Source organism: Allomuricauda sp. d1, from assembly GCF_039592695.1.
In the GTDB taxonomy this organism is placed as follows: Bacteria; Bacteroidota; Bacteroidia; order Flavobacteriales; family Flavobacteriaceae; genus Flagellimonas_A.
Genome location: NZ_JBBUTK010000002.1, coordinates 527,675 through 549,884, shown reverse-complemented (window position 1 = coordinate 549,884; position 22,210 = coordinate 527,675). Strand labels below are relative to the sequence as shown.

Here is a 22,210-nt window from a genome sequence, read left to right as displayed (position 1 = left end):
GGTACAAATGATTTTGCGATTTTTGCATAGACAAGCATTGATAAATTTTGGAATATATCCAATTTTTTGGAAATGAGGCAGAATCTAAATTTTAATTTTCATTGTATGCATTTTCGCATTCCTCACAAATACCTGTATTGCTTTCGTCAATAAAATTTTCACCACACGACTCGCAGTGTTTAACCCTGTCATCCATTAATTTCAGGTCAAATTCGCCTAAGTTTTCCCTATCATTACTGCTGTCAGCATTAAAGACAAGACCACAACCACCCTCACACTCAATATTTTCATCATACCTAAATTGTTCTATCTCATTAATAGAAGTACAGTCAGGACATACTATATGAATAGTGTTGCACCAGTCACAATGACCGCAAGTAACAGAATCGTATTTTCCTTTCGGATGATCTGGTGGATACTCATTTACAAGTGCTCTATCCCCATCCATTCTTACGAAATTCCCGACACCATCCCTATTTCCTGAGCAGGCTTGACAAGTGATAAAATCGTGATGGTCATCTTCGTGGAAATCTATTGTGAAATGGAAGGAATCAAGAAGCTCTGCTCCTTCAATTTCAACATCATCGTAATTATGAGCACCAACAGGATACTCCCATACACCAAACTTTACAAGGATAGGATTGCTGCAATTGCCGCAATTCAATTCTTCTTCTGCGACATACTGATTCTCGGCACCCATACTTCTATCAGAAGACCCTACGAATTCAAAGTTCAAATCAAAGTCTGACTTATCGAAACTTTGGATTTTACTGCAGTTGTTGCACTTAAACTTCAGACTATTTCCCTTAACCTCTCTACTGCCTATGAATTGAAATAGGTTCTGAATAGTCTCTTCTTGAATAGTTGATTGTAATCTTTTGTTGGACTCGTAAAGAAATTGAGGCCAATTATACATCCAGAATTCAACCCCCGAAAAATCTTTAATTTCCTTAATCAACTCCTCCCTTGGACTTAAAATCCGTGGTTCGGTAGCTTTTGTATCGCGATAGCACCAATCATTGTCTTTTGCAATATCATTTGTAATGAAGATGATTGGTTTTTGATTCTCCTTCGCATATTCTAATATCTGCTTCCAAATAATTAAGTCCCCAAAAATCTGAGTTCCCTTTTTCTCTTTACCGTAAAAATCCCCATACCCGGGTGGTATCTTAAACTCATATCTATGTTTTCCTTCCTTCGTAATCTCAATTATTTCCTCAAAAGAATATTCTCTACCAACTTTAAAGTATTTCTCCAAAGTTGAAAGCACATCATCGTTATCTTCCAATTCTTGAATTTCCTTTTCAATGGTCTCGACCGCTTTTAGAATTTCTTCTTCAAAAGTCTTACTATGTGCAAGAAACTGTTCGGTATTCTCTTTAAATTTATCGAGATGACTCTGGTCGAGATGAGGATGCTTATCATCTTTGAATGTTTCCCGCTTTATTTCTTCAATCTTTTTTAGAATTTGGGAATTAGCAGAAAAACCAATTTTCTGGATTTTTTGGCGTAAGGGCTTATACTTTTCTTCGATTGGTTTTCTGATGGTCTTCTCCCGATTTTTTAAATACTCATACTGTACGTGATGTGGCAACCAAAGTCGGTCTTTAAGCTTTTTAAATACCTCTATGGAAATTTTTTTTCGGGCAGTTTTTGGTAAAAAGTAAAAATCAAGTAAGGCTGAAGAATCAAAGATAATCTCAGCGTTTGCCCATAATCTCGCTTCTTTTTCTTCGCTAAGTCGATATGGTTGTATTGCTTTTTTATTCATTTATAAATAGAACTGTTGGTTTGGTTCTTTGTAAAATAGCAAACTTGATTCGCATTCTATTAAAAAAGTCTAAATTATTTTGAGTAAATAATCATTTAAATATCGACCTCACTTCCTCATAGATCCGCTCAAAATTTGCTCTTAATTCTGCTTCCGAATATCCCTTGGTGTCAGTTGGAAGCTGCCTCTGAATCTTTGATAATCTAAACTGAACTTTCTTGTCCTTCCCATCGGCAAAGGTCACAAACTCGCCTTGCCTAAGTCTAAAGAAAATATCAGCTCTTCTTTTGGAAACTTCTCTTTCGCCTTTGGTTATTCGGGTATCGGTTTTAAAGATGTTGGCGGCCTTACTTACGCTCTTAGTTGGATTTTTGATGATTTCGAAAAAGCGTTCGTAATACTTGGCCGTGTCTGGGTCATTTACTTTGCCAAAAAACTGATAGGATAGATTGCTCAATATTGCTTTGCTGGCCTTATCGCCATACATCATATCGTTTTGGATTTTGTCCTGCATCACATAAATGGTGGCGATATCATAACTTCGTAAGGTTGCTGGAATCCTGTGCATATTCAGTAGCCGGATTGTCGGCGCTTCTTCCATCAGCAGAAAAGAGTGTCTGGAATTACGCACACTCATCTGTTTTGTGATGGTGTGAATTATGGTTGCGATTACTGGCGAATAAGAGGTTTCAAATTTGGGGTTGTTCACTACCGAAATGACCGCCAGGTTTTCTTCATTATTTATGTTCAACGGTACATCATCTGCAGACAGTGCCATAAAAATGCGTTGGGTACTAATACGTTTTAGCGCATTGGCCAAGGTGCTCTTTACACCAGCCGTCTGCCTGTCAGAATCTTTGCCGCTAATGAATGCATCTGCCATTGCCCTCGATGTTGTGTTGCTTTCCAGAAACTGAACCAAGCTATCGGTATCAAGCATTTGGTATATCGCAATCAAATGTGGCAAAGTGCAGAATTGTGGATAGTCCGTTTTCAGCTTCCAAATTAATCCACCAATCAAACCCTCTGCAGCATCGTTAAAGAATTTGGTGGTGCCTGTTGTTCCGGATTCTCGCTGTTCCAAAAGGTTTTCAATCAAAACTCTGGACACCTCATTGACGCTTTCTTCATTTTCCAAATAGCGAGGTGCAATGGGATTTACACGATGGATAATCCTATCAAACGAAATGACTTTAATCGGAATCTCACCATCCTTAAAAAGCGGATAAGCCATTTCTGTCAGTTCAAAATCCTTGTAGTCGTGAATAATTCCGCAGAAACTGTTTTCACGAAAGTGTTTTAAAAATGCATAAACTACACTTTCAGTCTTTCCGCTTCCTGCCGATCCGATGACGGATGCGCCGCGTTTTACATTGTCGATTTTGAACGTTCCCGATTTGGTCAAGAATTTTACCTGGTATCGTTTATCTGTTTTTTCCGTTGGTTCAGTATCGTAAAAGGCATAAAAGAGTATGGCTAATGACAGCACCGGCACCACTAAATAAATCACTATTTCTACCAATGACCAATTCATATCCCGATAGAACTTGATTTCACTGCGACTTCAACGCCTTTTCGCAACTGTTTAATAACTTTGAGTGCGAGTTGTACTTTACTTGTTGGGATGTTAGGCATCAATGGCATGCCCGATTTACCCATAATTTTAAAAGCCAATGCCTTTTCATTGGCTGGCAATTTCATCAAAGCGGCGAAGTACAATTTGGGATTCTTTACAAAATCTTTTTTCGCTTTGTAATTTTCCGCATAGTTGCGTTTGTAGGCGAAAGTCTTATCGAATGTCTCTTCCGCTTTCGTGAAAAATGCATCCCTATCAAAACCTCGTTTTACTTTTTTGCCGTGCATCTCTATTTCAGAGGCCTTGTGCTTGCTTCCTGGGGAAAGACTGAACGTGTTGGATGCATCCTTTCGGCTGACGATGATATGAATATGGCTTTGATTGCCTGCCTTTTTCATTCCCTGGACAATTCGTTTCCCATTCAGTTGGTGCGGTGCTTCACGTTCTAGTTTGGCAATTTTGAGCTTTAACCTATCGATGTTTCCTTTTGCCTGACCTTGTTGAATGCGTCTGACTTCTTGTTTCAATTCAAGAATCTTTGTAGCAAATGGTTGGTTTTCCCTCACTTGAAAATCCGTTCCCTTGAACGTGCGTTGATGTTCGATTTTGGCGAAGTATTTAATATCATCTACAGTTACTTTTCGCCCATTGATTTCCCGGTTGAAGCTGGCGGCATAATCCTTCATCAGCTCTCGGGTATATCGTTTTAAATCTTCGCTACTGTTTTCAAGTTTTCGAAGTTCGTATTTTGAAGGACTTACTGTGATAGAATAAAATTTTGGTTCTTTCTTTTTGAGTTTCGCCGTATTACCATCAATGTCTTTGACCACTTCCTTAGCTGAAATCTCATCGCCATATTGATTAAAAAAGTGTTCCATCTCTTCTTTTTCCAAACCCTCGTTTTCCTTTTCGAGATAGTCCACAAAATCTGCCGAGCTCTGACTGTAATTTGTTCCTAATTTTTGTGCGGTGATGTTTATATACATAGGTTAGAATTTTAAAGTTGATTCTGGCTTTTTCGCTTTTACCGCTTCGCTCTCTCTTCGTTCGTGAATCTCGTATCCTCGATTTCTTGAAACTTGACTTCCTTCTTTACTTCAGTAAATTTCTTTTCTAAAATCAAAGGTTTCTTTTTGGGTTCATCCATTTCAAAAAGAGATTGCAACATTGCCACTGTGGGTTTGGTTTGGGTCTTTTCTACATCACGCATAATTGCGATTACCGCATTAATACGTTTCAATAATTTGGCTTCAATGGTGCGTCCTGTAGGACCTAAATTTTCCTTTGGTGATATCTCGTTGTAGAAGAAAAAATCGAGGATGGCTTCCATTGCCTCGGTATGGGTCTTGAAGTGTGTGCGTGAGAATTCCTGAAAACGCTTGGCTGTTTCCTTCTTGAACCTGATGCCAATAAATGTGTCCATATTTCGCCGATTTGTCGCAAATCCTTCCCGAAAAATGGGCGTTTTGAGGGCATTTGTCGCAAATTGCTGAGAATCAAAAGATTAAAATAAACTTAAACGATTGATTATCAATGATTTGAATACGAAAAGGAATCCGTAACATCGCGCAGCGTGTTACCCTCTTGCTATTCCTTTTCGTCCCGCTCGCGGGACAAAAAATCCATACAATCCAGCTAAAAAGCTGATTGCCATTTTTTAGGAAATAAAATTTCCGATATATTAATTTTCGATGGTTACGGTTATCGGCGAAAGTCAAAAAGTGGATAACCCTACAATAAATTGTGTGCTGTATTTCAGCGAAATAAAGATACGATTTTTTCGTGATTATGAATGCACTAAAAATGAAAACACCCCTGAAAATTCAGAGGTGTGTTTCATTCAAATTTATCATTCAGATATTAAATACATAGGTATAGGAATATAAATTCCGAAGGGCTTCTTCTTCAATCATTGTTTCAAAACAGCCATAATTCTCATTTACGTATTTGCGAATACTATCGCCAAATTTTCGTTTCACATCTTCCTTGGAAGTCTCTAAAAGTCGGTTTTGTGCTTCCTCATTCAAATCGGTGAAATTTAGATATACCATAGCTACCAGATTTTAATATTCACTTGGTAACATCAGCGTATCATTTACAAAAAACAACCGCAGTTCATCCAATGGAAAATCGGTAGCGTTGTAACGATGGGTTTCCAAAACGTTGTCGTTACCATCGCTGTAAATGATTTCAGCCTCATACCCTGTGTAATCCTGTTTTTCTTCTGACATTCTTTTGAAGTCAATCGTTACCCATTTGCTACGGTTCTTCAAACTTTTGGCAATTACCGAAGCATCCGTAATGAGCCAATAACAGTCCGCCGCGTTGGCAAGGTATTTCAGCCCGTCGGTAAATCGGGTTCTTAGAATGGGAATGTAGTAGAACATTTCCGTTCCCGTGAAGTGTCGTAAATTTTGTTCTATTTCCTTAACTTGTGCTTTCATTGTTTAATGGTATTAGAATTAGATAATGATAAAGAGGGCGAAACTTTCCACAGGTGCGCCCTCTTTCTTTTAGGTCTATTCGTCAGAACCGTTACCGTTTTTTGTACCCAACAATAAGATTTCGTTGGCTTCGATTTCGGTAACGTATCGTTTGATACCGTCCTTGTCCTCATAGCTTCGGGATTTCAGTTTTCCGCTTACGCCTACCTCTTTTCCTTTGACTACATACTTTTCTACAATTTCAGCAGTCTTGCCCCAGGCAACCACAGTATGCCATTCGGTGCTTTGCTCTTTTTCGCCTTTCTTGTTCTTGTAATATTCATTTGTGGCAAGTGAAAAACGGGCTACTTTGCTTCCGCTTTCAAGGTTCGTGATGGTTGGCTCTTGACCAACGTTTCCAATCAGTTGTACGTGATTTCTTAAAGTACTCATAACTAAAAAATTAAAGATTTATAATTCCCCTGTTTAATTCAGTTGTGATGAAATTTTAAGGGGTGTTTGTTTGATTTCTTTCGTGCGTAGCACAATGGGTGACGTGGGTTTTGTCAAGACTTTCAGGGAATAAATCAGGTGTGTTTGCGACGTAGTAAAATGCTCGCATTTTCAAGGAAGTAGATACCTTATTTTTCGCTGAAACTTGCCTCGGTCTTGACAAGTTCCATAAGGGCATTAGCAATTCTTTTAAAGCCGATTGTGAGTTGAGCGTACGGGAAGTTAAGCGAGGCGAGCGATTGGGTTTAATGTAGAATTGGTTATGCACTGCCTGTTTTTCGATGCCCCGAAAAACATTCAAGGCTTCATCCATTATAAACCCCTTAAAATGTGTGGGACAGTGCCTTGGTTTTTAAGAATTTTCGAGCAAGGGCTCAAGAAGTTCTTGCCGTAAATTCTGTTAAGAAAATCGAGGTGCTGTCCTTCCGACTTGGTAAAGCGGACTTAATCCACAATTTTGGCTCAGGAATGTAGTGTTCCTTCCCAGCCTAAGCGGGAAGGGTTAGCGGAATGGAAAGCTGAAATTGGGGATTGTGTCCAAGATAGTTGTAGTGAAGCTCTTTTCCCGGAATGAAGTGCAACGGAATGTAGGGAAATGTGCTGAGCGGTATTGATGGTAGGGATTTGTAATAGTCGAAAATCCAGTTTAAGGTACTGGATAAACCTTTTTTGGCTTTAAGCCATTGCATAGATTTCACCGAACAATTTCTTATCCAACCGTTCTTGTTGACCGAAGCTCTTTTTGAGGACATTGTGCAGGACCGAATTGAAGGCATTGTAACCTAACCAGAGATTTGGTTCTTCGTCAAGTAAAATGGCTTCGTAATTAAGGATTTCCAGAACCTCTCGTGACTTTTTTGATGGGTCGCTGTTCTTGTCGCTACATTCATAGCGAAACAGTTTTGTTCTGTCAAGAATCGCTTTTACAAATTCCTTGGTATCGATGATTTTGAATTCCTTCATCTTGTCGAATTTCTTGGTAATGGTGTAGAACTCGTTATCCAAGAATTTATCGAAAAGATTGTTCAACCTTGGCATTATAAAGTCTGTATTGTTTCTGCTGTGCTTAATCGAAAACTCGATTTCGGCCTGTGAGACGTGAAGACCATTGGAACATACTTTTCGATAGAACCCGAAATGGCCAGAGGTCTTTTCGCTTCCGTCATAGGAATTCTTGAACCGAAGCATCGGAAGAATCAAGTCGTTGTCATTTTTGACCGTGAATTGGCTTTTATCATCAATGATAAAATCGGTGATAAATGACCTATCGTTTTTGTTGATGGTTCGCTTATGATAGTTCAGTCCGGCATCAATCAACATTTCTTCGGCTTTCTTGAAGAAGAGTTGATTCGGAATGTGGCCGTAACTGTTCGATACCACATTTACAATCTTCCCATTTGAGATAATGGCATTTTCAAGCCCACGACGGGATTCCATCTGGGTCAGACTTTTTAGGGATTTCATTTCATTGGAAACGAAAATCTCATCTTGTTGCAAATTTTGTAAATACATAGCTTTTTAATTTTTGGTTAAACATTTTGTGATAACAGAGCATAATACTCTGGATGTTTTTCTCGGTAATAGGCGAGATGGCTTTCGGCACCTTCAATCGTGTAGTTTGCTCTACTAGATTCATAATGTGCTTCGGCTTCTTTGACCGAAATCTTTGCTTTTGTTGCGTCTTTCATAATGCTGAAATTTTAGTTAAACAATATTTAAGCATCACCAAAACGGAAGCTAAAATCACAGCTCAAAAGGAAACGGAATAAATGAGAAATGGGATGCGCGCAACGGCTTTATGCCGTAGTCTTTTGATGGGTGTATTTTACGAGTTTATCTTTGCGCCGATATTGATTGATGGTTTTTTTTAAAACTCTTTCAGGGTTATTATAAAAAGAAAAAGGGCCGACACGAATGCCGATCCTTCTTCAAACAACAAAAGCTAATCGTTGAGTTCCTGAATTTTCTTTTTAAGAACCGAGATGCGCTCTTTCAAACGTGCTTCACGCTTGTTTCGTTTCTCAGCATAGTTCTTCTCAATGTCTGCAATTTTGGATTTGTAATATCCCTGCATCGCATTGTAGAATGAAATGTTGGTGAGATTATTGACGTGATTACTTTCGCCAAAATGGACTTGCCTCGTGAGGATATAGCGAATCAACTTATGGAAAATTTCTTTTTTGAAATTCTTCTTGAAATGCGCTACGGTTTCTACTCTGGTCATTTTTGATGTATCACCTAAGAGTTTTGAAAAAAACTTTTGCTGTGCTATGTAATCTACATTGTTCTCAAACAGCGAAATGGAAAAAGCAACCATCTCATCTACCGAAAGTGTTTTTTTGGTATCGATATAATCCGTCTCACGAATCATCTGCACCACTTCCTCAAACTGCTTGTTGTTCTCAATTTGCTTCTTACGGATTTCACGTTCATTGATTTTGATGATTTGTTCTTCCGGTGTACAATCTGCCATTTTTCTGTTGGCCAATGGTGCAGAATAGTCTGTAGAAACTTTCTTCGATTTCTCAATCACTTTTACGAAAACATTTTTGTTTTGATACGTTTCGGGATGGAAGACGATACCATTTACAAAACCGTTCTTTTCTGCTGAATTGTAAGTTTCCAGGTCTTCTTTATAGCTCTGTATGGCTTCGTCCAATTCTGCTTTCAATTCATCCTCAGAATAATCATAATGTTGGTATTCAATCTTAATGGCATCCATTGTCGGCTCGATGGGTGTCTCAATAATTTCAACATCATCCAGCAAATAGACTTTCAACCCATTATTTTCAAGTTGTGAAATGACCAGTTGATTTTTTTCTTCATCTGCCCAATACTGTCGTATTTGAGGAATGAGCAGTATGTTGTCTTTCTTAGATTTTTCAATCAGGTTCAAGAACGATTTGGTTTTTTTCGTTTCAAAACAGGCTGACTTCGTACAGACCATTTTGCCTTCACCAAACAGATTACCTTGATTGGCCGCATTTAATGGACATTCCACACAGGAACCCGCTTTAGCCACCAATGTCTTATCTGCAACATCAAAGGGTGCTTTTTCCAAGTCGTAGGTTCGGTTGTTTATCATACGGTTTATCTGATGTGCGTTGAATTCTTCGCCCATCGTTTCCAGCATCATCTGCTGCTCTTCTGGTTCAAAAAGTGCCACACCGACACCTAAAGAAATGGTCATTTCGCCACTGCGTACAAAATGTTTGAAACCGTCAATCAATCCAGCCAACTTCAAACGTTGTCTAATGAAATTGTCCGTTCTTCCCAAACGCTTTGCGATTTCAGAAGGCGCATACTTATTGCTCAGATAAGCTATTGCTTCGGCTTCTTCGGTAGGTTCTACGTCCTTTCGTTGTAGGTTTTCGATAATTTGAACTTCCAGTACGTCATCATTTTCGTAGGTTCTTACAATGCCGGGAATCGTTTTCTTGTTCGCCAATTTGCTTGCGCGAAATCTTCGTTCGCCCATTACGATGATAAAGTCCTTTTCAGATTTCCGAACCGTTATCGGTTGTAGCACACCAAATTCTTTGATACTATCCGAGAGCTGTTGTAGCTGTTTCTCATCAAAGGTCTTTCTCGGTTGCTTGGGGTCAGGCTTGATTCTGCCGATGGGAAGGTTCTCGATTTGAAGTGTCGGGACTTTCTTCCCGTTCAATTCTTTCTTCGCAGTAGTCGTTGTACTTCTACGGTTTCTTTTGGTACTCGCTTTTGTTGTCATAATACTCAAATTTTAGATTAAACAATATTTGAGCAGTGAACCAAACGGAAGATAAAATCTTGGCTCAAAAGGAAACGGAATAAATGAGTAGGGGCAGAAGCGATGGCTTTATGCCGTAGTCTTTTGATGGAAGTATTTTACGAGTTTAACTTTCGGGAATATTGTATGATAATAAACTCTCAATCGAAGAACAAGAGTCGAGAAAACCTAAATTCTATGAATTTATATTGATTGACATAGTGGTTAATATCAAATAGAATTATATGGCAGTAAATCAAAGTTTATCCTGAAAATAGACCAAATGTTGTACCTATGTTGTACCCGTGTCTTTTTTCGGCAAAATTTTGAAATAAAAAAGCCGAAGATTTCTCTTCGGCTTTTAGTGCGGGTGAAGGGACTCGAACCCCCACACCTTGCGGCATCAGATCCTAAGTCTGACGTGTCTACCAATTCCACCACACCCGCATAAAGTGCAAATTAACACTTTTTATTTGGTTAAATCCTAAGTCTAGCGTGTCTACCAGTTCCACCACATCCGCTTAGGGAGCGCAAATATACTTCAATTTTTCAACAGTCAAAGCAGCCATATTCAAAAAGTTCTTTTCGTACTTTAGCCTTCACACTTATACCCTCTATGAAAAACATAAAAAATTATATCGCCGACCATAACGACCGCTTTATCAACGAGCTTATTGAACTATTAAAAAAACCTTCGATAAGTGCCGATTCAGCCTATAAGGAAGATGTTACCGAAACGGCCAAATTGGTGAAAAAATCCTTGAAGAAAGCAGGTTGTGATGTTACTGAAATCTGTGAGACCAAAGGATACCCCGTCGTCTACGGCGAAAAAATAATCGACCCAAACCTGCCAACGGTTCTGGTATATGGTCACTACGACGTACAACCGCCAGACCCTATGGATTTATGGGATTCGCCTCCTTTTGAACCCGTCATCAAAAAGACGAAAATCCATCCTGAGGGGGCCATTTTTGCCCGTGGTGCCTGTGATGACAAGGGCCAAATGTACATGCACGTAAAAGCGGTTGAATTTATGGTCAAGACCAACCAGCTGCCGTGTAACGTCAAGTTTATGATCGAAGGTGAGGAAGAAGTGGGCAGTGACAGTTTGGAAGATTTCCTAAAAGAGAATCATAAAAAACTGGCCAATGATATCATCCTGATTTCCGATACGGGTATGATGGCCAAAGATGTGCCTTCGATTACTACCGGCCTGAGAGGATTGAGCTATGTTGAAGTCGAAGTTATCGGCCCAAACCGCGACCTGCATTCGGGCATCTATGGTGGTGCTGTTCCCAATCCGATTAATGTACTTTCGAAAATGATAGCCTCCCTGCATGATGAAAACAACCATATCACCATTCCAGGGTTTTATGATAAGGTGGAGGAAGTTTCCGATGCGGAGCGTGCTGAAATGGCCAAAGCCCCGTTTGACATTGAAGAATACAAAGCCCATCTTGATATTGATGCGGTATATGGCGAAAAGGGATATACTACCCCAGAACGCTACTCTATCCGACCTACCTTGGATGTAAACGGAATTTGGGGCGGTTACACGGGTGAAGGGGCTAAAACAGTAATTGCCAGCAAAGCATACGCCAAGATTTCCATGCGGCTGGTGCCTCATCAAGACCCCGATGAGATTACCGAACTGTTCAAGAAACATTTTGAATCGATTGCCCCAAAAGGCGTCAGGGTTAAGGTTGCTCCCCATCATGGTGGATTGCCCTATGTCACCAATATCGACAGCACTGGTTATCGGGCAGCGGCCAAGGCTTATGAAACCACTTTTGGCAAAACAGCCATTCCTGAGCGCACTGGGGGAAGTATTCCCATAGTGGCCCTTTTCGAACAGGTTTTGGGCAGCAAAACCATTTTAATGGGCTTCGGGCTAGACAGTGATGCCATTCATTCCCCCAACGAACACTTTGGCATTTGGAACTATTTAAAAGGCATTGAGACCATCCCTTATTTTTATAAATATTTTACAGAACTTTCTAAATAAGCGTTAAAGCCCTGATTTCAGGGCTTTTTTGTGTAACAAATCATAAATACTTGCGTTCTAATAGTCTATCAAACCTAAACGGGCACTATCATGTTACAACGCTTTTTTATCTTCTGTTCAGGAGCCGACACCCAAATCTTAGAAACTTGTTCAAACGGAGAACGCAACAAATACGCAGGTATTGGTGCCACTGTTTTCTTTACTGCCGTTATGGCCTTTATCGCCAGTGGCTATGCCTTGTACACCGTCTTTGACAATGTATATACCGCTATTTTCTTTGGGTTGATTTGGGGACTGCTCATTTTTAATCTCGACAGGTATATCGTTTCGACCATCAGAAAAAGGGACAGCAAATGGAGTGAAATCGCCCAAGCCACACCCCGCATCATTTTGGCCATCATAATCGCCGTGGTCATTTCAAAACCCTTGGAGATGAAAATCTTTGAAAAGGAAATCAACCAAGTGTTGTTGGAAGAAAAAAATGCAATGACCTTGGCCAATAAAGAACAACTGGCGTTACAGTACACTCCGACCATTGAAAGCCTCAACCAAGATATTGCTGCGTTGAAAGGCGAGGTTGCCACAAAGGAAGCGGAAACCAATGCGCTTTACGACACCTACATTTCTGAGGCCGAGGGTACTGCGGGCACTGGCATTTTAGGAAAAGGGCCCGTCTACAAAGAAAAGCGGGAAAAACATGACGCCTACTTGGCCGAGCTGCAACAGTTAAAACAAACCAATGGTGAAAAGATAGCGGCCATTGAAAATCAAATTGCAACATTGAACAATGACTATGAAAAAGTCGTCGCCAATTCGCAACCCATCATTGATGGCTTTGACGGACTCATGGCCCGTATCAATGCCTTGGGCAAATTGCCTTGGTTTCCATCATTTTTTATATTCTTGCTCTTTCTGGCCATCGAAACAGCACCCATCATCGCCAAATTATTGGCACCAAAAGGGGAATATGATTTTAAGTTTGAGGAGCAAGAGAGTGTTGTCGCCACATGGGTCACCCAAAAGGTAAAACAGCGCAAGTTGGTGCTTTCCACTGAAGCGGCCATCAACGATGAAGTCTATGCCGACATCAAATCAGAAGAAGAACTGTACAACTACAAAAAACAGAAAGCGGAAGAACTGCTCAAACTACAGGCCGATAGCTTTCACAAAGTACAGACCAAAGGACTTTAAAGTTAACTGCTAGACCAATTTCATCTTTTCAAGCAAAAATGAGGCATTCATCGTTTTGCTGACTCCTATTTTCAAGCGGTAATCAAAATACAGTTCGTCGTCTTTTATAGTGGCATCCAAATAATAATTCTGTATTTGGGGCAACTGTTCTGCAACCGTACAAAGGCTTAGGTCATGGGTAGCAATAAGCCCTGTGGCACCTGCTCCCACCAATCGCCTTAAAAACCGTTTGGACCCCTCAGCCTTGTCAGTACTGTTGGTGCCTTTCAAAATTTCATCCAACACCACAAAATAATGCTCTTTTTCAAGATGTTCTATGACCATTTTAAGCCGTTTGAGTTCCGAGAGAAAATAGGAATCCCCTTTGCTCAACGAATCAATGCTGCGCATACTGGTGACCAGTTTAATGGGTGAATACAGACACTGCGTCGCACAAACGGGCAAGCCGATATTGGCCATGACCACCATGAGGCCTGCACTGCGCAGAAAGGTGCTTTTGCCGGCCATGTTCGAGCCCGTGATGATAAAGAACGCCTTTTGGTCAATGCTAAAATCATTCAGCACATTTTTATCCTGCGGAATCAAAGGATGCCCCATGCCTTCGCAGACCAACACCTTGTTACTTTCTTGCACTATGGGATAACTGTACAGCGGATGGTTGAATGAGAAATTGCCCAATGAATTATAGGCATCAAAAAGAGCGATGACTCCAAACCATTCGGCAACGTCGTTTTTGTGCCGTGAAATCCATTTTTCAATCTGATACGCCGTATGCAAAGCCCCGAGAAAGCAACCATTGCCCAAAATGGCATAGATGAAATTATTGTTATAGTCCATCGTATTGAGCAGGCGATAAAACTTTTCTATGGTCTCGGAAGCTTCAAGGGTATCCTTCAACAATTTTTGCTTGTGAAAGCGTAGCTGGGCAGCCTTGAAATCAGTTTGCTCTATCATGGTGAGCAACTTTCCATATTCCTTGAAAATGGCCTTTAACGTGTCAGCCCTAGTTGCCAATTGCATGATTCGCCTAAAATAGCGGCCCGTGATGCCCAGACCCAATAAAACGGAAAAAACCAAAACACTTTCTGGCCATCCACCCTTAAAAACCATAATCCCCACAAAAACGGTGAGCATCAAAAACAACCATGGCAGAAACCGCATTGATTTGGGCACGAAAGGTTCATAACCGCTCAGCCAATCGGTAATCTCGGCTATCCGCACTTTTTGTTGAACCAACATGGCCTTTGCTGTAAAGTCTTGCCGCCATTCGGGCATTTGGGCCAATTCGTCAATCGTTTCCTGCTTTGCCGTAATAGCATCGATATCATTGGCCGTCAACCTTTGTGCAAGTTCACCTTGCCCTTCATGAAGTACGGTACGGTTCAGGTATTGAAAAAAAGAACCTTGGCCGAACAAATCAAGATCTTCACTGTAGGCGTGTCGAGCATCGGTATATTCACTTCCCGGTGACAAATCGGAAAATTCGTGCCGCAAAACTTTTGTTTCCGTGGTATTGATTTTGACCAAGGCATGCAGCAGCCGATATTTGGTCTTGACATTTTCATAATGGCTTACCAAAACCAAAAAAAGAACGACGCACAGCACTGCAACCACTGAGGCGACTTTCACTTCATTGCGAAGCAGGTAGACCAACAATAACATGATGACAAACAGCCCCAAACGTGAAAAGGAAAGCACCTTCAAATAGCGCTGTACTTTTTCGGCCTTTTCTGTGTACTGCCCAATTTTATCCTGATAAAAATCAAAAAGCTTTTGCATGTGCTGTAATGGATATGGCAAAGGTAAACCTCAGACTTCAGGTAAGCTGTCGAGTTCTTCCTTTAATTTCTTCGGAAGTTTTGATACCACCAAATCATACGAATGGTCAATCAATTCGAGTATCAATTTTGGAGAAAGGTGTTCTAAAAACAGGGTGTTCCAATGTTTTTTGCTCATGTGGTAGCCGGGGATTATGGTTCCGTCATGTTCCTCGCGAAGTTCTATGGCCCTTTCTGGGTCGCATTTCAAATTGGCTTGTGGGGGCAGCCGTTCAAGGGCGACCAATGCAAACATTTTTCCCATCACCTTAAAGACCAAGGTATGTTCATCAAAGGGGAAGGTTTCTTCCACTCCTTTTTTTGATATACAGTATTCACGAAATTCTTCGATGTTCATTTTGACTATTATGAAAATAAGGTTTATAGCTTCCCTTCTAAAAAGGAGGGATAGAGGGAGGTGTAAATTTATCTCTTCACATTTTCACACCTCCCTTACTCCCCCCTCAAGGGGGGAATTCCTGTTGCATCATAAACAATCACTTTTTTCCATAGGTCATTGCATTCTTCGATAAAGGCCAAATGTGCCGCTTCATTCTGGTAGCCCTCTTGGGCCTCAGCGGATTCAAAAGTAACTATCAGGTTGTAGGTAAATGAATCATCGACCACATCGCGTACCGCCTTTGGGGGGCGTACCCACAAAATTGGTCTTGGCAAAGTTGGAATTGTTCAAGAATTTGTTGAGCGAAGTTTCAAAACGTTGTCGCCCCTCTTCATCATCTGGGTCGTTAAACCAGAAATAGACCACATGGGCAAAGTTGGAATCAAAGGTTTTCATGTCATTTTCGGCTTGTGCCATAATCGTGTTTGCGGTCAAAACCAAAGTCAGGGTCAAAAATAGTCTCTTCATGGTTGGGTGTCAGTTTCTATGAATTGTTTTTCTCGATTCGAAATCTCCAATGCTGAATAATCCAATTTCCAGCCGATGGTCTCCACTATCTTCTCAATCAAAAGCACGGCTTGCAAGGCTTCCTTTTTGGCGGTATCTATAAGACCACTCTCTGGAATTTTCTCACGGATGTGCTCTTTTGCCTTTTGGTTCAATTGCGTTAGGTCGTCAGGCGAGAACGTATTGAAAATACCACTTTTGATGTCGTAAAACTGTAAATCAGGCTCAATGGAAAGTACCTCAGGTTGTGGAAATTCTGAGAGGATGATTTTTTTGTTTTCATTGTCGGCTTCCAACCTCAGCTTTTTCAGGTCGTAACCAATTTGTGCCTTTGCATTGATGACAATCAAAGCTTTCTTTTTATCCTTGAGCATATTAAAGAAACTCTCTTTGGTATTCTCATAGCGATAAATCTCAGCGAAATCACCTTCCACTGAAACCAGCTTGCAGACGCTTTTGATTTTATCCAAAATCACCACAGACTGGTGCTCAACTAGTTCTCTCCGCTTTTTACGATTAAAAAGGGAATAGAGCCAATACATGAGAATGGCCCCCAGAATCAAGCCCAAGAAAGCTTCTATCGCACTATCCATTGTTGTTTCCTATTTCTCCCAAATGGGTAAATTTAAATCCTTTTTCATACTTGAGTCCGTAACCAAAAATACGGTCCATGGCAGCGTGTGAAAAAATGATGATCCCTATCAATTCCAAAGCAGGAAGGTTTAAAACACTGATTCCCGCAAGGTATAGCATTATTGCCACTCCCCGGTGGTGAAAAAGGTTGTAGGTGAATGCCCCGACTTTGTTGCCAAACGCATAGCCCAGCATGCCAATGTCGGGCGTTAAAAGCAGTGCAAAGAACCACCACCATGATACATCCATTTTCATAAACAAAAAGAAGCCCAATACAAACAACGCCAACTCTTCCAATTTTAAAATCGTTTTCATCTGTTTAAAATTTTATAGTTTGCTGAAAATGAAGAAACTAAAAATTTTTGCACATTCAGTAATTCGCATAAAAAATTTAATCATATCTGCGGTTATAAATGATGAAATTTGTTTATGCCCATTTCATGTTTCAATTGCTTTATACAACACCGGACGGCTGGGTGCCGCATCATTTTCAAACGGGGCTACCTGTAGATTCAAAAAATATTTTCCATCAGCAATAGTGTTGCGAACATAGACCAGCTCAGTGATGGTGGCATGTTTTCTGATGACACCGCCAACATTCCAAAATGCCTTATGGGAAAGTAGTTCGCCGTTGTCTTTTTCCTTATCAACAGATGGCAGGTCAATCAATAAGTGCCCCACACCCTTTTCGGCCAAAAATTGTGCAGCTTCCTCAAGTAGGTATGGGGGATTGGTGTGTGAATACTGCCTTGACAATTTGGCTTTCGTGTTCGGCAGGGTGCGTATAATGACCGCGTCCCTAGTGCCCCCGCCCAAAACATATTGCAGCTGCTTTTTTGAAATCACAAAGTCTTCCCCTTTCTTTTCAGGAGCAAGGGTAAGCAATTCGGCCGCAAAGAAAAAATTATTCAAGTTTTGATTGATGGAATGGAAGGTCTTGGTAATGTGTCCCACACATTCTGTATGAGTACCGTGTGCATGCGGATTGAACCAAATATCATTGAAATTGGTGGAAGCACCTTCGGAAACCTTCCCGATAAAATCACCGTCTCGATGCGGAGCTATCTTAGCAGGATCAACGTACCAAGCGTTCACATTGTTTTCACCGCCACGAATCGGAATTGAAATATCAAGTGGTTTTGATAAATCGATGGTGTACAGCCCGTTGTTATATTTGATAGTTGCTTGCAATATTCAACTTTTTAATGGTGCAATTCCCCTCCTTGGTCGGGGTGTCCCGACATTTGGTCGGGACGGGGTGGGTTGTTTTCAAACCCCTCCGTCTCTCACCTTTGGCGAGAGCCACCTCCCCTCATCTGAGGGGAGGAGCTGTTATTTTTTCAAATTTACCATAAATAGGTCTGAGGCGATTCCATCTACCAAAAACTTCCCCTTTTTGGTCGCCAGAAGCGTATCACCATCCCAAAAAAGTAAACTTTTGGCAATATGATTTTGGGATTGCATTTCAAGATATTCGCGATACTTCGAGCCAAAATCATTCTCAATTTTTGAAAGCGACACTCCCCAAATGGTACGCAAACCCGTCATGACATATTCATTGTAGCGGTCGGTTTTTGAGAGTTCTTCATACTCAATCGGTACTTGCCCGCTTTGAATTGCAGTAATATATTTTTGATTGTTCCGAACATTCCAACCCCTTTTTTCGCCATCAAAAGAATGTGCCGAAGGCCCAATGCCTATGTACTTCTTGCCCTGCCAATAGGCCGTATTGTTTTTTGAGAAATAGCTGGGTTTTCCAAAATTGGAGGTTTCATAATGTATAAATCCCGCTCCTTCCAAGATTTCCTGCAAAATATGGAATTGCCGTTCGGCCTGTTCATCATCCACATCTTGCACCATCCCCTTTTTTATAAAAGCAGCAAGAGCAGTTTTGGGTTCAACTGTCAGTGCATAGCTTGAAATATGGGGAATATCAAACGACAGGGCTCTTTCGATATTGGCCCTCCAGCGGTCGTCATCCATCCCCGGAATACAATAAATCAAGTCAATGGAAATGTTCTGAAAGTGGTTTTTCGCTTCGCGGATACATTTTTCCGCTTCGCGGAAATCATGGGCGCGGTTCATCAGCTGTAAATCCTCCTCAAAAAAAGATTGTATGCCGATGCTGAGACGGTTGATTCCTATATTTTGATAGTTCTCAAAGATAGTTCCCGATGCCTCTTCGATTGCACTTCGACTGCGCTCAGTGTGACAGCTGACATCTTGAAGCGATATCAAATCATCAGGATTGGCCTCGAGCGTGATTTCAGGAGTTTCAACCACCTCATAATTTTCAAAAATCGTTGAAATCAAAAATCGTAATTCGTCAATGGTCAATACACTTGGGGTGCCACCACCAAAATAAATGGTTTCAATCTGATCACCTTTGAGCTCTTCTTTGCGAAATTCAATTTCTCTAACCAGACAATCGACTAGCTCCTTCTTTTTTTTCAGATTCGTTGAAAAGTGAAAATCGCAGTAATGACAGGCTTGTTTGCAAAAAGGGATGTGGATGTAGATGCCACTCATGCTCTTGAAGGTAAACAGTTTTTAGTGAACAGTATTCAGTTGTAGTTTTCTTTTGAACCAAACTTACCAGGATTGTTAATCATATAATGAATCAATTTGCCAACCTCTTCACTTCTAGAAATTAAATTTTTAAAAAGTGTTTCTTCAATGTAATCACAAGCAAAAGAGTATCTGAGCCAGTTTTGTGTTTCTAGGTTTTCCCCATCACTATCGGTCAACTTACTGATGAAATGTCTGGGGTATCTTCTTTTTACATACGCTTCCGCAACGTTTCCTGAAACACTCCGCGAAGAACGCCTGATTTGGTCTGTCAACGAATATATTTCTTCTTTGGGAAAAGATTTGGTCATCTCAAAAATTTCCATCCCTAAATCAAAAGACTTTTGGTAAGCCAACAACTCGTAAAACTTCATACCAACTATTTACTGTTCACTATTTACCGTTCACTGTAAACTGCTCCCTTTCAACAATAGAATAAACCTAAACATCCCCATCCACACGGTCAGTATTGGAGCGTACGTAGGCCTCCCAACCCGTATACCGTTTACCTACATCAACCCGACCTTCATTGTAGAAATGACAAACCGCAGCGGCCAGCCCATCGGTGCTGTCCAAATTTTTGGGCAACGATTTTAGTTGAAGTAATCCCTGTAGCATTTTGGCCACCTGCTCCTTGCTAGCATTGCCATTGCCTGTTATGGCCATCTTTATTTTTTTGGGCATGTATTCCGTTATGGGAATTTGTCTTGAAAGCCCCGCGGCCATCGCAACCCCCTGTGCACGGCCCAATTTCAACATTGATTGAACGTTTTTGGCGTAAAAAGGGGCCTCTATGGCAATTTCATCAGGGTGATACGTATCGATAAGCTCTAAGGTGCGTTCAAAAATAAGTTTCAGTTTGGTATAGGGGTCTGGGTATTTTTTAAGCAATAGTTCGTTCATCTGAATGAAGTGCATTTGCTTTTTCACCACCTTGATCAAGCCGAAGCCCATGACCTGTGTACCAGGGTCAATACCCAATATAATTTTCTCGCTATCCAAATTAGTTTGCAGTGTTTAAAATTATAGGCAGTCTGAACTTCATGCTCACAGGAATGCCCCTTTTCAGTGCCGGTGCCACTGTGGTCACATCATTCAATCGCTGTGTCACCTCTTGACTGAATTCAGGAATCAATTCATCGACAACACCTGAATCATGCACATCAATCACAGTAATAAAGCCATGCTCATCAATGAGCAAGTCAATATTTACGGTGTCGTTCAACTCTTGTGGCACGGTGTATTGAAGTCCCTCAAGGGTAGTAACCATGTTCGTGTACATCTGCTCTTGAAAACAAGTGAGTTGTTGGTCTTTCGCTGCGGATTCGTCACAAGTTTCAAAAAGGGGATATTGATCTACATCGTTCCAATCAATGGCCAAGAGTTCGTCATTCACCATTTGTTGGGTCTGATTTTGAGTGGATTTAAAATACTCACAAGACGTAAAAGACACAATGAATAAACAGAACAACATCCTCTGCATGACAGCCCTAAAGTTTGGCTGAAATTACGACTTTTTGGCAACTCTCATTTGAATGATCTTTATCTGAAAATATTTTATTCATGTAACAAATCAACCCTAAATTTGTCCAACTATAAATATCAAAATGGATATTGTTCTACTCGTTTTAGGCTTTCTCTTAATGCTCGTTGGAATACTGGGCAGTTTCTTGCCTGTGCTGCCAGGGCCGCCCATTAGTTGGGTCGGACTGCTGTTGCTCTACCTGACCAAAGCGGTACCTGACAATTGGTGGATTTTGGGCGTGACCTTTGTGATTGCCATTGGCGTCACGGTATTGGATTATGTGATTCCCGCAGCGGGCACAAAACGTTTTGGAGGAAGCAAAGCAGGCATGTGGGGCACCATTGTCGGATTACTGGTCGCCATCTTTTTCCCCATATTCGGACCTTTCGGAATCATCATCTGGCCCTTTATCGGGGCTTTGGTGGGCGAGCTCATCAATAAGGCAGATCAAAAAACAGCCATGAAGGCTGCATTTGGGTCATTTATTGGTTTTTTGACGGGGACGTTTCTCAAATTCGTGCTAACCGCTGCCTATTTGGTGTTTTTTGTTGTCGTGGCCGTAAAATATGCAGCGGAATTAAATCCTTTTTAGGACTATCACACCCCTGCCATCCGCCAAAAGCGGATTGGCTGTCCCCTCAAGGGGACAATGCCATGATGTCAATTTTCCAATGTAACAACCCGAAGATTTTCCAGAAATAGTGAACAATCCAGCGAAAGTGCGTCCACCAAAAGTGGAAGGAGCATGCAGCGCCAGATTGGAACGATTTTATCCAGAAATATCGGGATAAAAATTTCCTTAAAATCTTCTTGATTTTTTGATTCGTTTTGTATCAAGACAAAATGAATAATGAAATTTGATTATTTACAAGCTTCCCGGAGTCACTTAGCATTGGTCGTTCCCCTTGGAAAAAGATGATTAACTCAATCCAACCACTCTACTTTTTCCTCAATAGGGGTTCGGGTTTGGTCGAGAATCTCCCCATCATAATGCCCCATATAGAAAAAACCGAGACATACCTCACCCATCTTCAAATCCAAAAACTCTCCCATGTGCTCGATCAGTTTGGGGGAACTCCAATAGCAGCCGACACCAAGTTGTGTACAGCAGAGCCACATATTCTGTACGGCCATGGCCACCGCGGCCACTTCTTCCCATTCAGGCAAACTCAGCTTTGGGTCTCGTTGCATTTTGATGACAATAATCGCTCCGGCCTTTTTTGGGTTTTCAATCAATTTTTTGGTCTTTATCTTTTTTGGCTTCTCTGTGGTTGCCATGTACTTGTAGGAAAGAAAAAGCCCCAATTTCTCTTTCGCTTCTCCTGTCAACACGGTAAAACGCCAAGGCTCTGTTTTTTTATGGGTAGGTGCCCAATTCGCGGCTTCCAAAATCTTTTCGACGTCCTTTTTTGCGATGGGCTTATCATTGTATTGGGCAGGAAAAACGCTTCTTCGATTTCGAATCAAGTCAAAAATATCCATTCATACAGTGGTTTACGTTATCAACTTTAAAGGTAGGCCTATTCTAAAACT

25 protein-coding genes and 1 tRNA gene are annotated in these 22,210 nt (G+C 41.0%); 3 read left to right on the top strand and 23 right to left on the bottom strand.

All coding sequences use genetic code 11. The annotated features are described in order from the left end of the window. Positions 1–91: 91 nt before the first annotated feature. From AAAH86_RS09625 to AAAH86_RS09575, 11 genes are all read right to left on the bottom strand, one after another. Positions 92–1,771 (bottom strand): PIN domain-containing protein, encoded by a 1,680-nt coding sequence (locus tag AAAH86_RS09625; RefSeq protein ID WP_343487373.1) that lies wholly within the window; start codon positions 1,769–1,771, stop codon positions 92–94. 91 nt (positions 1,772–1,862) lie between these two features. Beyond that, a complete protein-coding gene (locus AAAH86_RS09620) occupies positions 1,863–3,305 on the bottom strand; it encodes a type IV secretion system DNA-binding domain-containing protein (RefSeq protein ID WP_343487372.1) in 1,443 nt (480 codons plus the stop codon). Continuing rightward, entirely contained in the window at positions 3,302–4,333 is a 1,032-nt protein-coding gene (mobB, locus tag AAAH86_RS09615; protein ID WP_343487371.1) for a MobB family relaxase, read from the bottom strand. The genes AAAH86_RS09620 and mobB overlap by 4 nt, the downstream gene beginning before the upstream one ends. 38 nt (positions 4,334–4,371) lie before the next feature. Further along, positions 4,372–4,770 (bottom strand): BfmA/BtgA family mobilization protein, encoded by a 399-nt coding sequence (locus AAAH86_RS09610; RefSeq protein WP_343487370.1) that lies wholly within the window; start codon positions 4,768–4,770, stop codon positions 4,372–4,374. A 430-nt stretch (positions 4,771–5,200) separates the two neighbouring features. Further along, complete coding sequence (locus tag AAAH86_RS09605) at positions 5,201–5,398, bottom strand: hypothetical protein (protein ID WP_343487369.1); 198 nt, start codon at positions 5,396–5,398, stop codon at positions 5,201–5,203. Between the two features lie 12 nt (positions 5,399–5,410). Further along, positions 5,411–5,791, bottom strand: a complete 381-nt coding sequence (locus AAAH86_RS09600; protein WP_343487368.1) for a DUF6876 family protein — start codon at positions 5,789–5,791, stop codon at positions 5,411–5,413. 75 nt (positions 5,792–5,866) lie between these two features. Beyond that, positions 5,867–6,223, bottom strand: a complete 357-nt coding sequence (gene ssb, locus AAAH86_RS09595; RefSeq protein WP_343487367.1) for a single-stranded DNA-binding protein — start codon at positions 6,221–6,223, stop codon at positions 5,867–5,869. Positions 6,224–6,958: 735 nt separating this feature from the next. Next, complete coding sequence (locus AAAH86_RS09590) at positions 6,959–7,795, bottom strand: DUF932 domain-containing protein (RefSeq protein ID WP_343487366.1); 837 nt, start codon at positions 7,793–7,795, stop codon at positions 6,959–6,961. A gap of 17 nt (positions 7,796–7,812) precedes the next feature. Further along, positions 7,813–7,971 carry a hypothetical protein gene (locus AAAH86_RS09585; protein WP_343487365.1) on the bottom strand — a complete coding sequence of 53 codons (159 nt, stop codon included), beginning with the start codon at positions 7,969–7,971 and terminating at the stop codon, positions 7,813–7,815. Between the two features lie 254 nt (positions 7,972–8,225). After that, complete coding sequence (locus AAAH86_RS09580) at positions 8,226–10,013, bottom strand: ParB/RepB/Spo0J family partition protein (protein ID WP_343487364.1); 1,788 nt, start codon at positions 10,011–10,013, stop codon at positions 8,226–8,228. Positions 10,014–10,396: 383 nt separating this feature from the next. Continuing rightward, positions 10,397–10,478 (bottom strand) — tRNA-Leu (locus tag AAAH86_RS09575). A gap of 169 nt (positions 10,479–10,647) precedes the next feature. Here AAAH86_RS09575 and AAAH86_RS09570 point away from each other — a divergent pair. Together AAAH86_RS09570 and AAAH86_RS09565 are read left to right on the top strand one after the other, a co-directional pair. Beyond that, the gene (locus AAAH86_RS09570) at positions 10,648–12,036 is read left to right on the top strand and encodes a dipeptidase (protein ID WP_343487363.1); all 1,389 of its coding nucleotides are present in this window, start codon (positions 10,648–10,650) and stop codon (positions 12,034–12,036) included. A 90-nt stretch (positions 12,037–12,126) separates the two neighbouring features. Beyond that, positions 12,127–13,227 (top strand): DUF4407 domain-containing protein, encoded by a 1,101-nt coding sequence (locus AAAH86_RS09565; RefSeq protein ID WP_343487362.1) that lies wholly within the window; start codon positions 12,127–12,129, stop codon positions 13,225–13,227. A 9-nt stretch (positions 13,228–13,236) separates the two neighbouring features. Here AAAH86_RS09565 and AAAH86_RS09560 read toward each other — a convergent pair whose 3' ends face one another. From AAAH86_RS09560 to AAAH86_RS09510, 11 genes are all read right to left on the bottom strand, one after another. Next, complete coding sequence (locus AAAH86_RS09560; protein ID WP_343487361.1) at positions 13,237–15,006, bottom strand: DNA mismatch repair protein MutS; 1,770 nt, start codon at positions 15,004–15,006, stop codon at positions 13,237–13,239. 30 nt (positions 15,007–15,036) lie between these two features. Beyond that, on the bottom strand, positions 15,037–15,402 hold the full coding sequence (locus AAAH86_RS09555; RefSeq protein ID WP_343487360.1) for an MmcQ/YjbR family DNA-binding protein: 366 nt from the start codon (positions 15,400–15,402) through the stop codon (positions 15,037–15,039). A 95-nt stretch (positions 15,403–15,497) separates the two neighbouring features. Then, entirely contained in the window at positions 15,498–15,671 is a 174-nt protein-coding gene (locus AAAH86_RS09550) for a Dabb family protein (RefSeq protein ID WP_343487359.1), read from the bottom strand. Then, positions 15,661–15,912: a hypothetical protein gene (locus AAAH86_RS09545; RefSeq protein WP_343487358.1), complete on the bottom strand. Its 252-nt coding sequence runs from the start codon at positions 15,910–15,912 to the stop codon at positions 15,661–15,663. The genes AAAH86_RS09550 and AAAH86_RS09545 overlap by 11 nt, the downstream gene beginning before the upstream one ends. Next, complete coding sequence (locus tag AAAH86_RS09540; RefSeq protein WP_343487357.1) at positions 15,909–16,544, bottom strand: DUF4230 domain-containing protein; 636 nt, start codon at positions 16,542–16,544, stop codon at positions 15,909–15,911. Before AAAH86_RS09540 ends, AAAH86_RS09545 begins: the two co-directional genes overlap by 4 nt. Further along, the gene (locus AAAH86_RS09535; protein WP_343487356.1) at positions 16,537–16,899 is read right to left on the bottom strand and encodes a DUF4260 domain-containing protein; all 363 of its coding nucleotides are present in this window, start codon (positions 16,897–16,899) and stop codon (positions 16,537–16,539) included. The genes AAAH86_RS09540 and AAAH86_RS09535 overlap by 8 nt, the downstream gene beginning before the upstream one ends. 123 nt (positions 16,900–17,022) lie before the next feature. Beyond that, positions 17,023–17,775 carry a cyclase family protein gene (locus AAAH86_RS09530; protein ID WP_343487355.1) on the bottom strand — a complete coding sequence of 251 codons (753 nt, stop codon included), beginning with the start codon at positions 17,773–17,775 and terminating at the stop codon, positions 17,023–17,025. Positions 17,776–17,916: 141 nt separating this feature from the next. Next, the gene (gene hemW, locus AAAH86_RS09525; protein WP_343487354.1) at positions 17,917–19,113 is read right to left on the bottom strand and encodes a radical SAM family heme chaperone HemW; all 1,197 of its coding nucleotides are present in this window, start codon (positions 19,111–19,113) and stop codon (positions 17,917–17,919) included. Between the two features lie 35 nt (positions 19,114–19,148). Further along, positions 19,149–19,526: a four helix bundle protein gene (locus AAAH86_RS09520; protein WP_343487353.1), complete on the bottom strand. Its 378-nt coding sequence runs from the start codon at positions 19,524–19,526 to the stop codon at positions 19,149–19,151. A 67-nt stretch (positions 19,527–19,593) separates the two neighbouring features. Next, positions 19,594–20,154 carry a crossover junction endodeoxyribonuclease RuvC gene (gene ruvC / locus AAAH86_RS09515; protein ID WP_343487352.1) on the bottom strand — a complete coding sequence of 187 codons (561 nt, stop codon included), beginning with the start codon at positions 20,152–20,154 and terminating at the stop codon, positions 19,594–19,596. 1 nt (position 20,155) lies between these two features. Continuing rightward, positions 20,156–20,551 (bottom strand): hypothetical protein, encoded by a 396-nt coding sequence (locus tag AAAH86_RS09510; RefSeq protein ID WP_343487351.1) that lies wholly within the window; start codon positions 20,549–20,551, stop codon positions 20,156–20,158. A gap of 208 nt (positions 20,552–20,759) precedes the next feature. On the opposite strand from AAAH86_RS09510, the gene AAAH86_RS09505 reads away from it, so the two are divergent. Beyond that, positions 20,760–21,269, top strand: coding sequence for a DUF456 domain-containing protein (locus AAAH86_RS09505; RefSeq protein WP_343487350.1), 510 nt, complete (start codon positions 20,760–20,762; stop codon positions 21,267–21,269). Positions 21,270–21,601: 332 nt separating this feature from the next. On the opposite strand, the gene AAAH86_RS09500 is transcribed toward AAAH86_RS09505, so the two are convergent. Beyond that, positions 21,602–22,159 carry a nitroreductase gene (locus AAAH86_RS09500; protein ID WP_343487349.1) on the bottom strand — a complete coding sequence of 186 codons (558 nt, stop codon included), beginning with the start codon at positions 22,157–22,159 and terminating at the stop codon, positions 21,602–21,604. Between the last annotated feature and the right edge of the window lie 51 nt (positions 22,160–22,210).

Bases quoted from the DNA above. Each gene is read 5' to 3' on its own strand.
- AAAH86_RS09625 (WP_343487373.1), bottom strand. From the start codon at position 1,771: ATGAATAAAAAAGCAATACAACCATATCGACTTAGCGAAGAAAAAGAA.
- AAAH86_RS09620 (WP_343487372.1), bottom strand. From the start codon at position 3,305: ATGAATTGGTCATTGGTAGAAATAGTGATTTATTTAGTGGTGCCGGTG.
- mobB (WP_343487371.1), bottom strand. From the start codon at position 4,333: ATGTATATAAACATCACCGCACAAAAATTAGGAACAAATTACAGTCAG.
- AAAH86_RS09610 (WP_343487370.1), bottom strand. From the start codon at position 4,770: ATGGACACATTTATTGGCATCAGGTTCAAGAAGGAAACAGCCAAGCGT.
- AAAH86_RS09605 (WP_343487369.1), bottom strand. From the start codon at position 5,398: ATGGTATATCTAAATTTCACCGATTTGAATGAGGAAGCACAAAACCGA.
- AAAH86_RS09600 (WP_343487368.1), bottom strand. From the start codon at position 5,791: ATGAAAGCACAAGTTAAGGAAATAGAACAAAATTTACGACACTTCACG.
- ssb (WP_343487367.1), bottom strand. From the start codon at position 6,223: ATGAGTACTTTAAGAAATCACGTACAACTGATTGGAAACGTTGGTCAA.
- AAAH86_RS09590 (WP_343487366.1), bottom strand. From the start codon at position 7,795: ATGTATTTACAAAATTTGCAACAAGATGAGATTTTCGTTTCCAATGAA.
- AAAH86_RS09585 (WP_343487365.1), bottom strand. From the start codon at position 7,971: ATGAAAGACGCAACAAAAGCAAAGATTTCGGTCAAAGAAGCCGAAGCA.
- AAAH86_RS09580 (WP_343487364.1), bottom strand. From the start codon at position 10,013: ATGACAACAAAAGCGAGTACCAAAAGAAACCGTAGAAGTACAACGACT.
- AAAH86_RS09570 (WP_343487363.1), top strand. From the start codon at position 10,648: ATGAAAAACATAAAAAATTATATCGCCGACCATAACGACCGCTTTATC.
- AAAH86_RS09565 (WP_343487362.1), top strand. From the start codon at position 12,127: ATGTTACAACGCTTTTTTATCTTCTGTTCAGGAGCCGACACCCAAATC.
- AAAH86_RS09560 (WP_343487361.1), bottom strand. From the start codon at position 15,006: ATGCAAAAGCTTTTTGATTTTTATCAGGATAAAATTGGGCAGTACACA.
- AAAH86_RS09555 (WP_343487360.1), bottom strand. From the start codon at position 15,402: ATGAACATCGAAGAATTTCGTGAATACTGTATATCAAAAAAAGGAGTG.
- AAAH86_RS09545 (WP_343487358.1), bottom strand. From the start codon at position 15,912: ATGAAGAGACTATTTTTGACCCTGACTTTGGTTTTGACCGCAAACACG.
- AAAH86_RS09540 (WP_343487357.1), bottom strand. From the start codon at position 16,544: ATGGATAGTGCGATAGAAGCTTTCTTGGGCTTGATTCTGGGGGCCATT.
- AAAH86_RS09535 (WP_343487356.1), bottom strand. From the start codon at position 16,899: ATGAAAACGATTTTAAAATTGGAAGAGTTGGCGTTGTTTGTATTGGGC.
- hemW (WP_343487354.1), bottom strand. From the start codon at position 19,113: ATGAGTGGCATCTACATCCACATCCCTTTTTGCAAACAAGCCTGTCAT.
- AAAH86_RS09520 (WP_343487353.1), bottom strand. From the start codon at position 19,526: ATGAAGTTTTACGAGTTGTTGGCTTACCAAAAGTCTTTTGATTTAGGG.
- AAAH86_RS09510 (WP_343487351.1), bottom strand. From the start codon at position 20,551: ATGGTGAATGACGAACTCTTGGCCATTGATTGGAACGATGTAGATCAA.
- AAAH86_RS09505 (WP_343487350.1), top strand. From the start codon at position 20,760: ATGGATATTGTTCTACTCGTTTTAGGCTTTCTCTTAATGCTCGTTGGA.
- AAAH86_RS09500 (WP_343487349.1), bottom strand. From the start codon at position 22,159: ATGGATATTTTTGACTTGATTCGAAATCGAAGAAGCGTTTTTCCTGCC.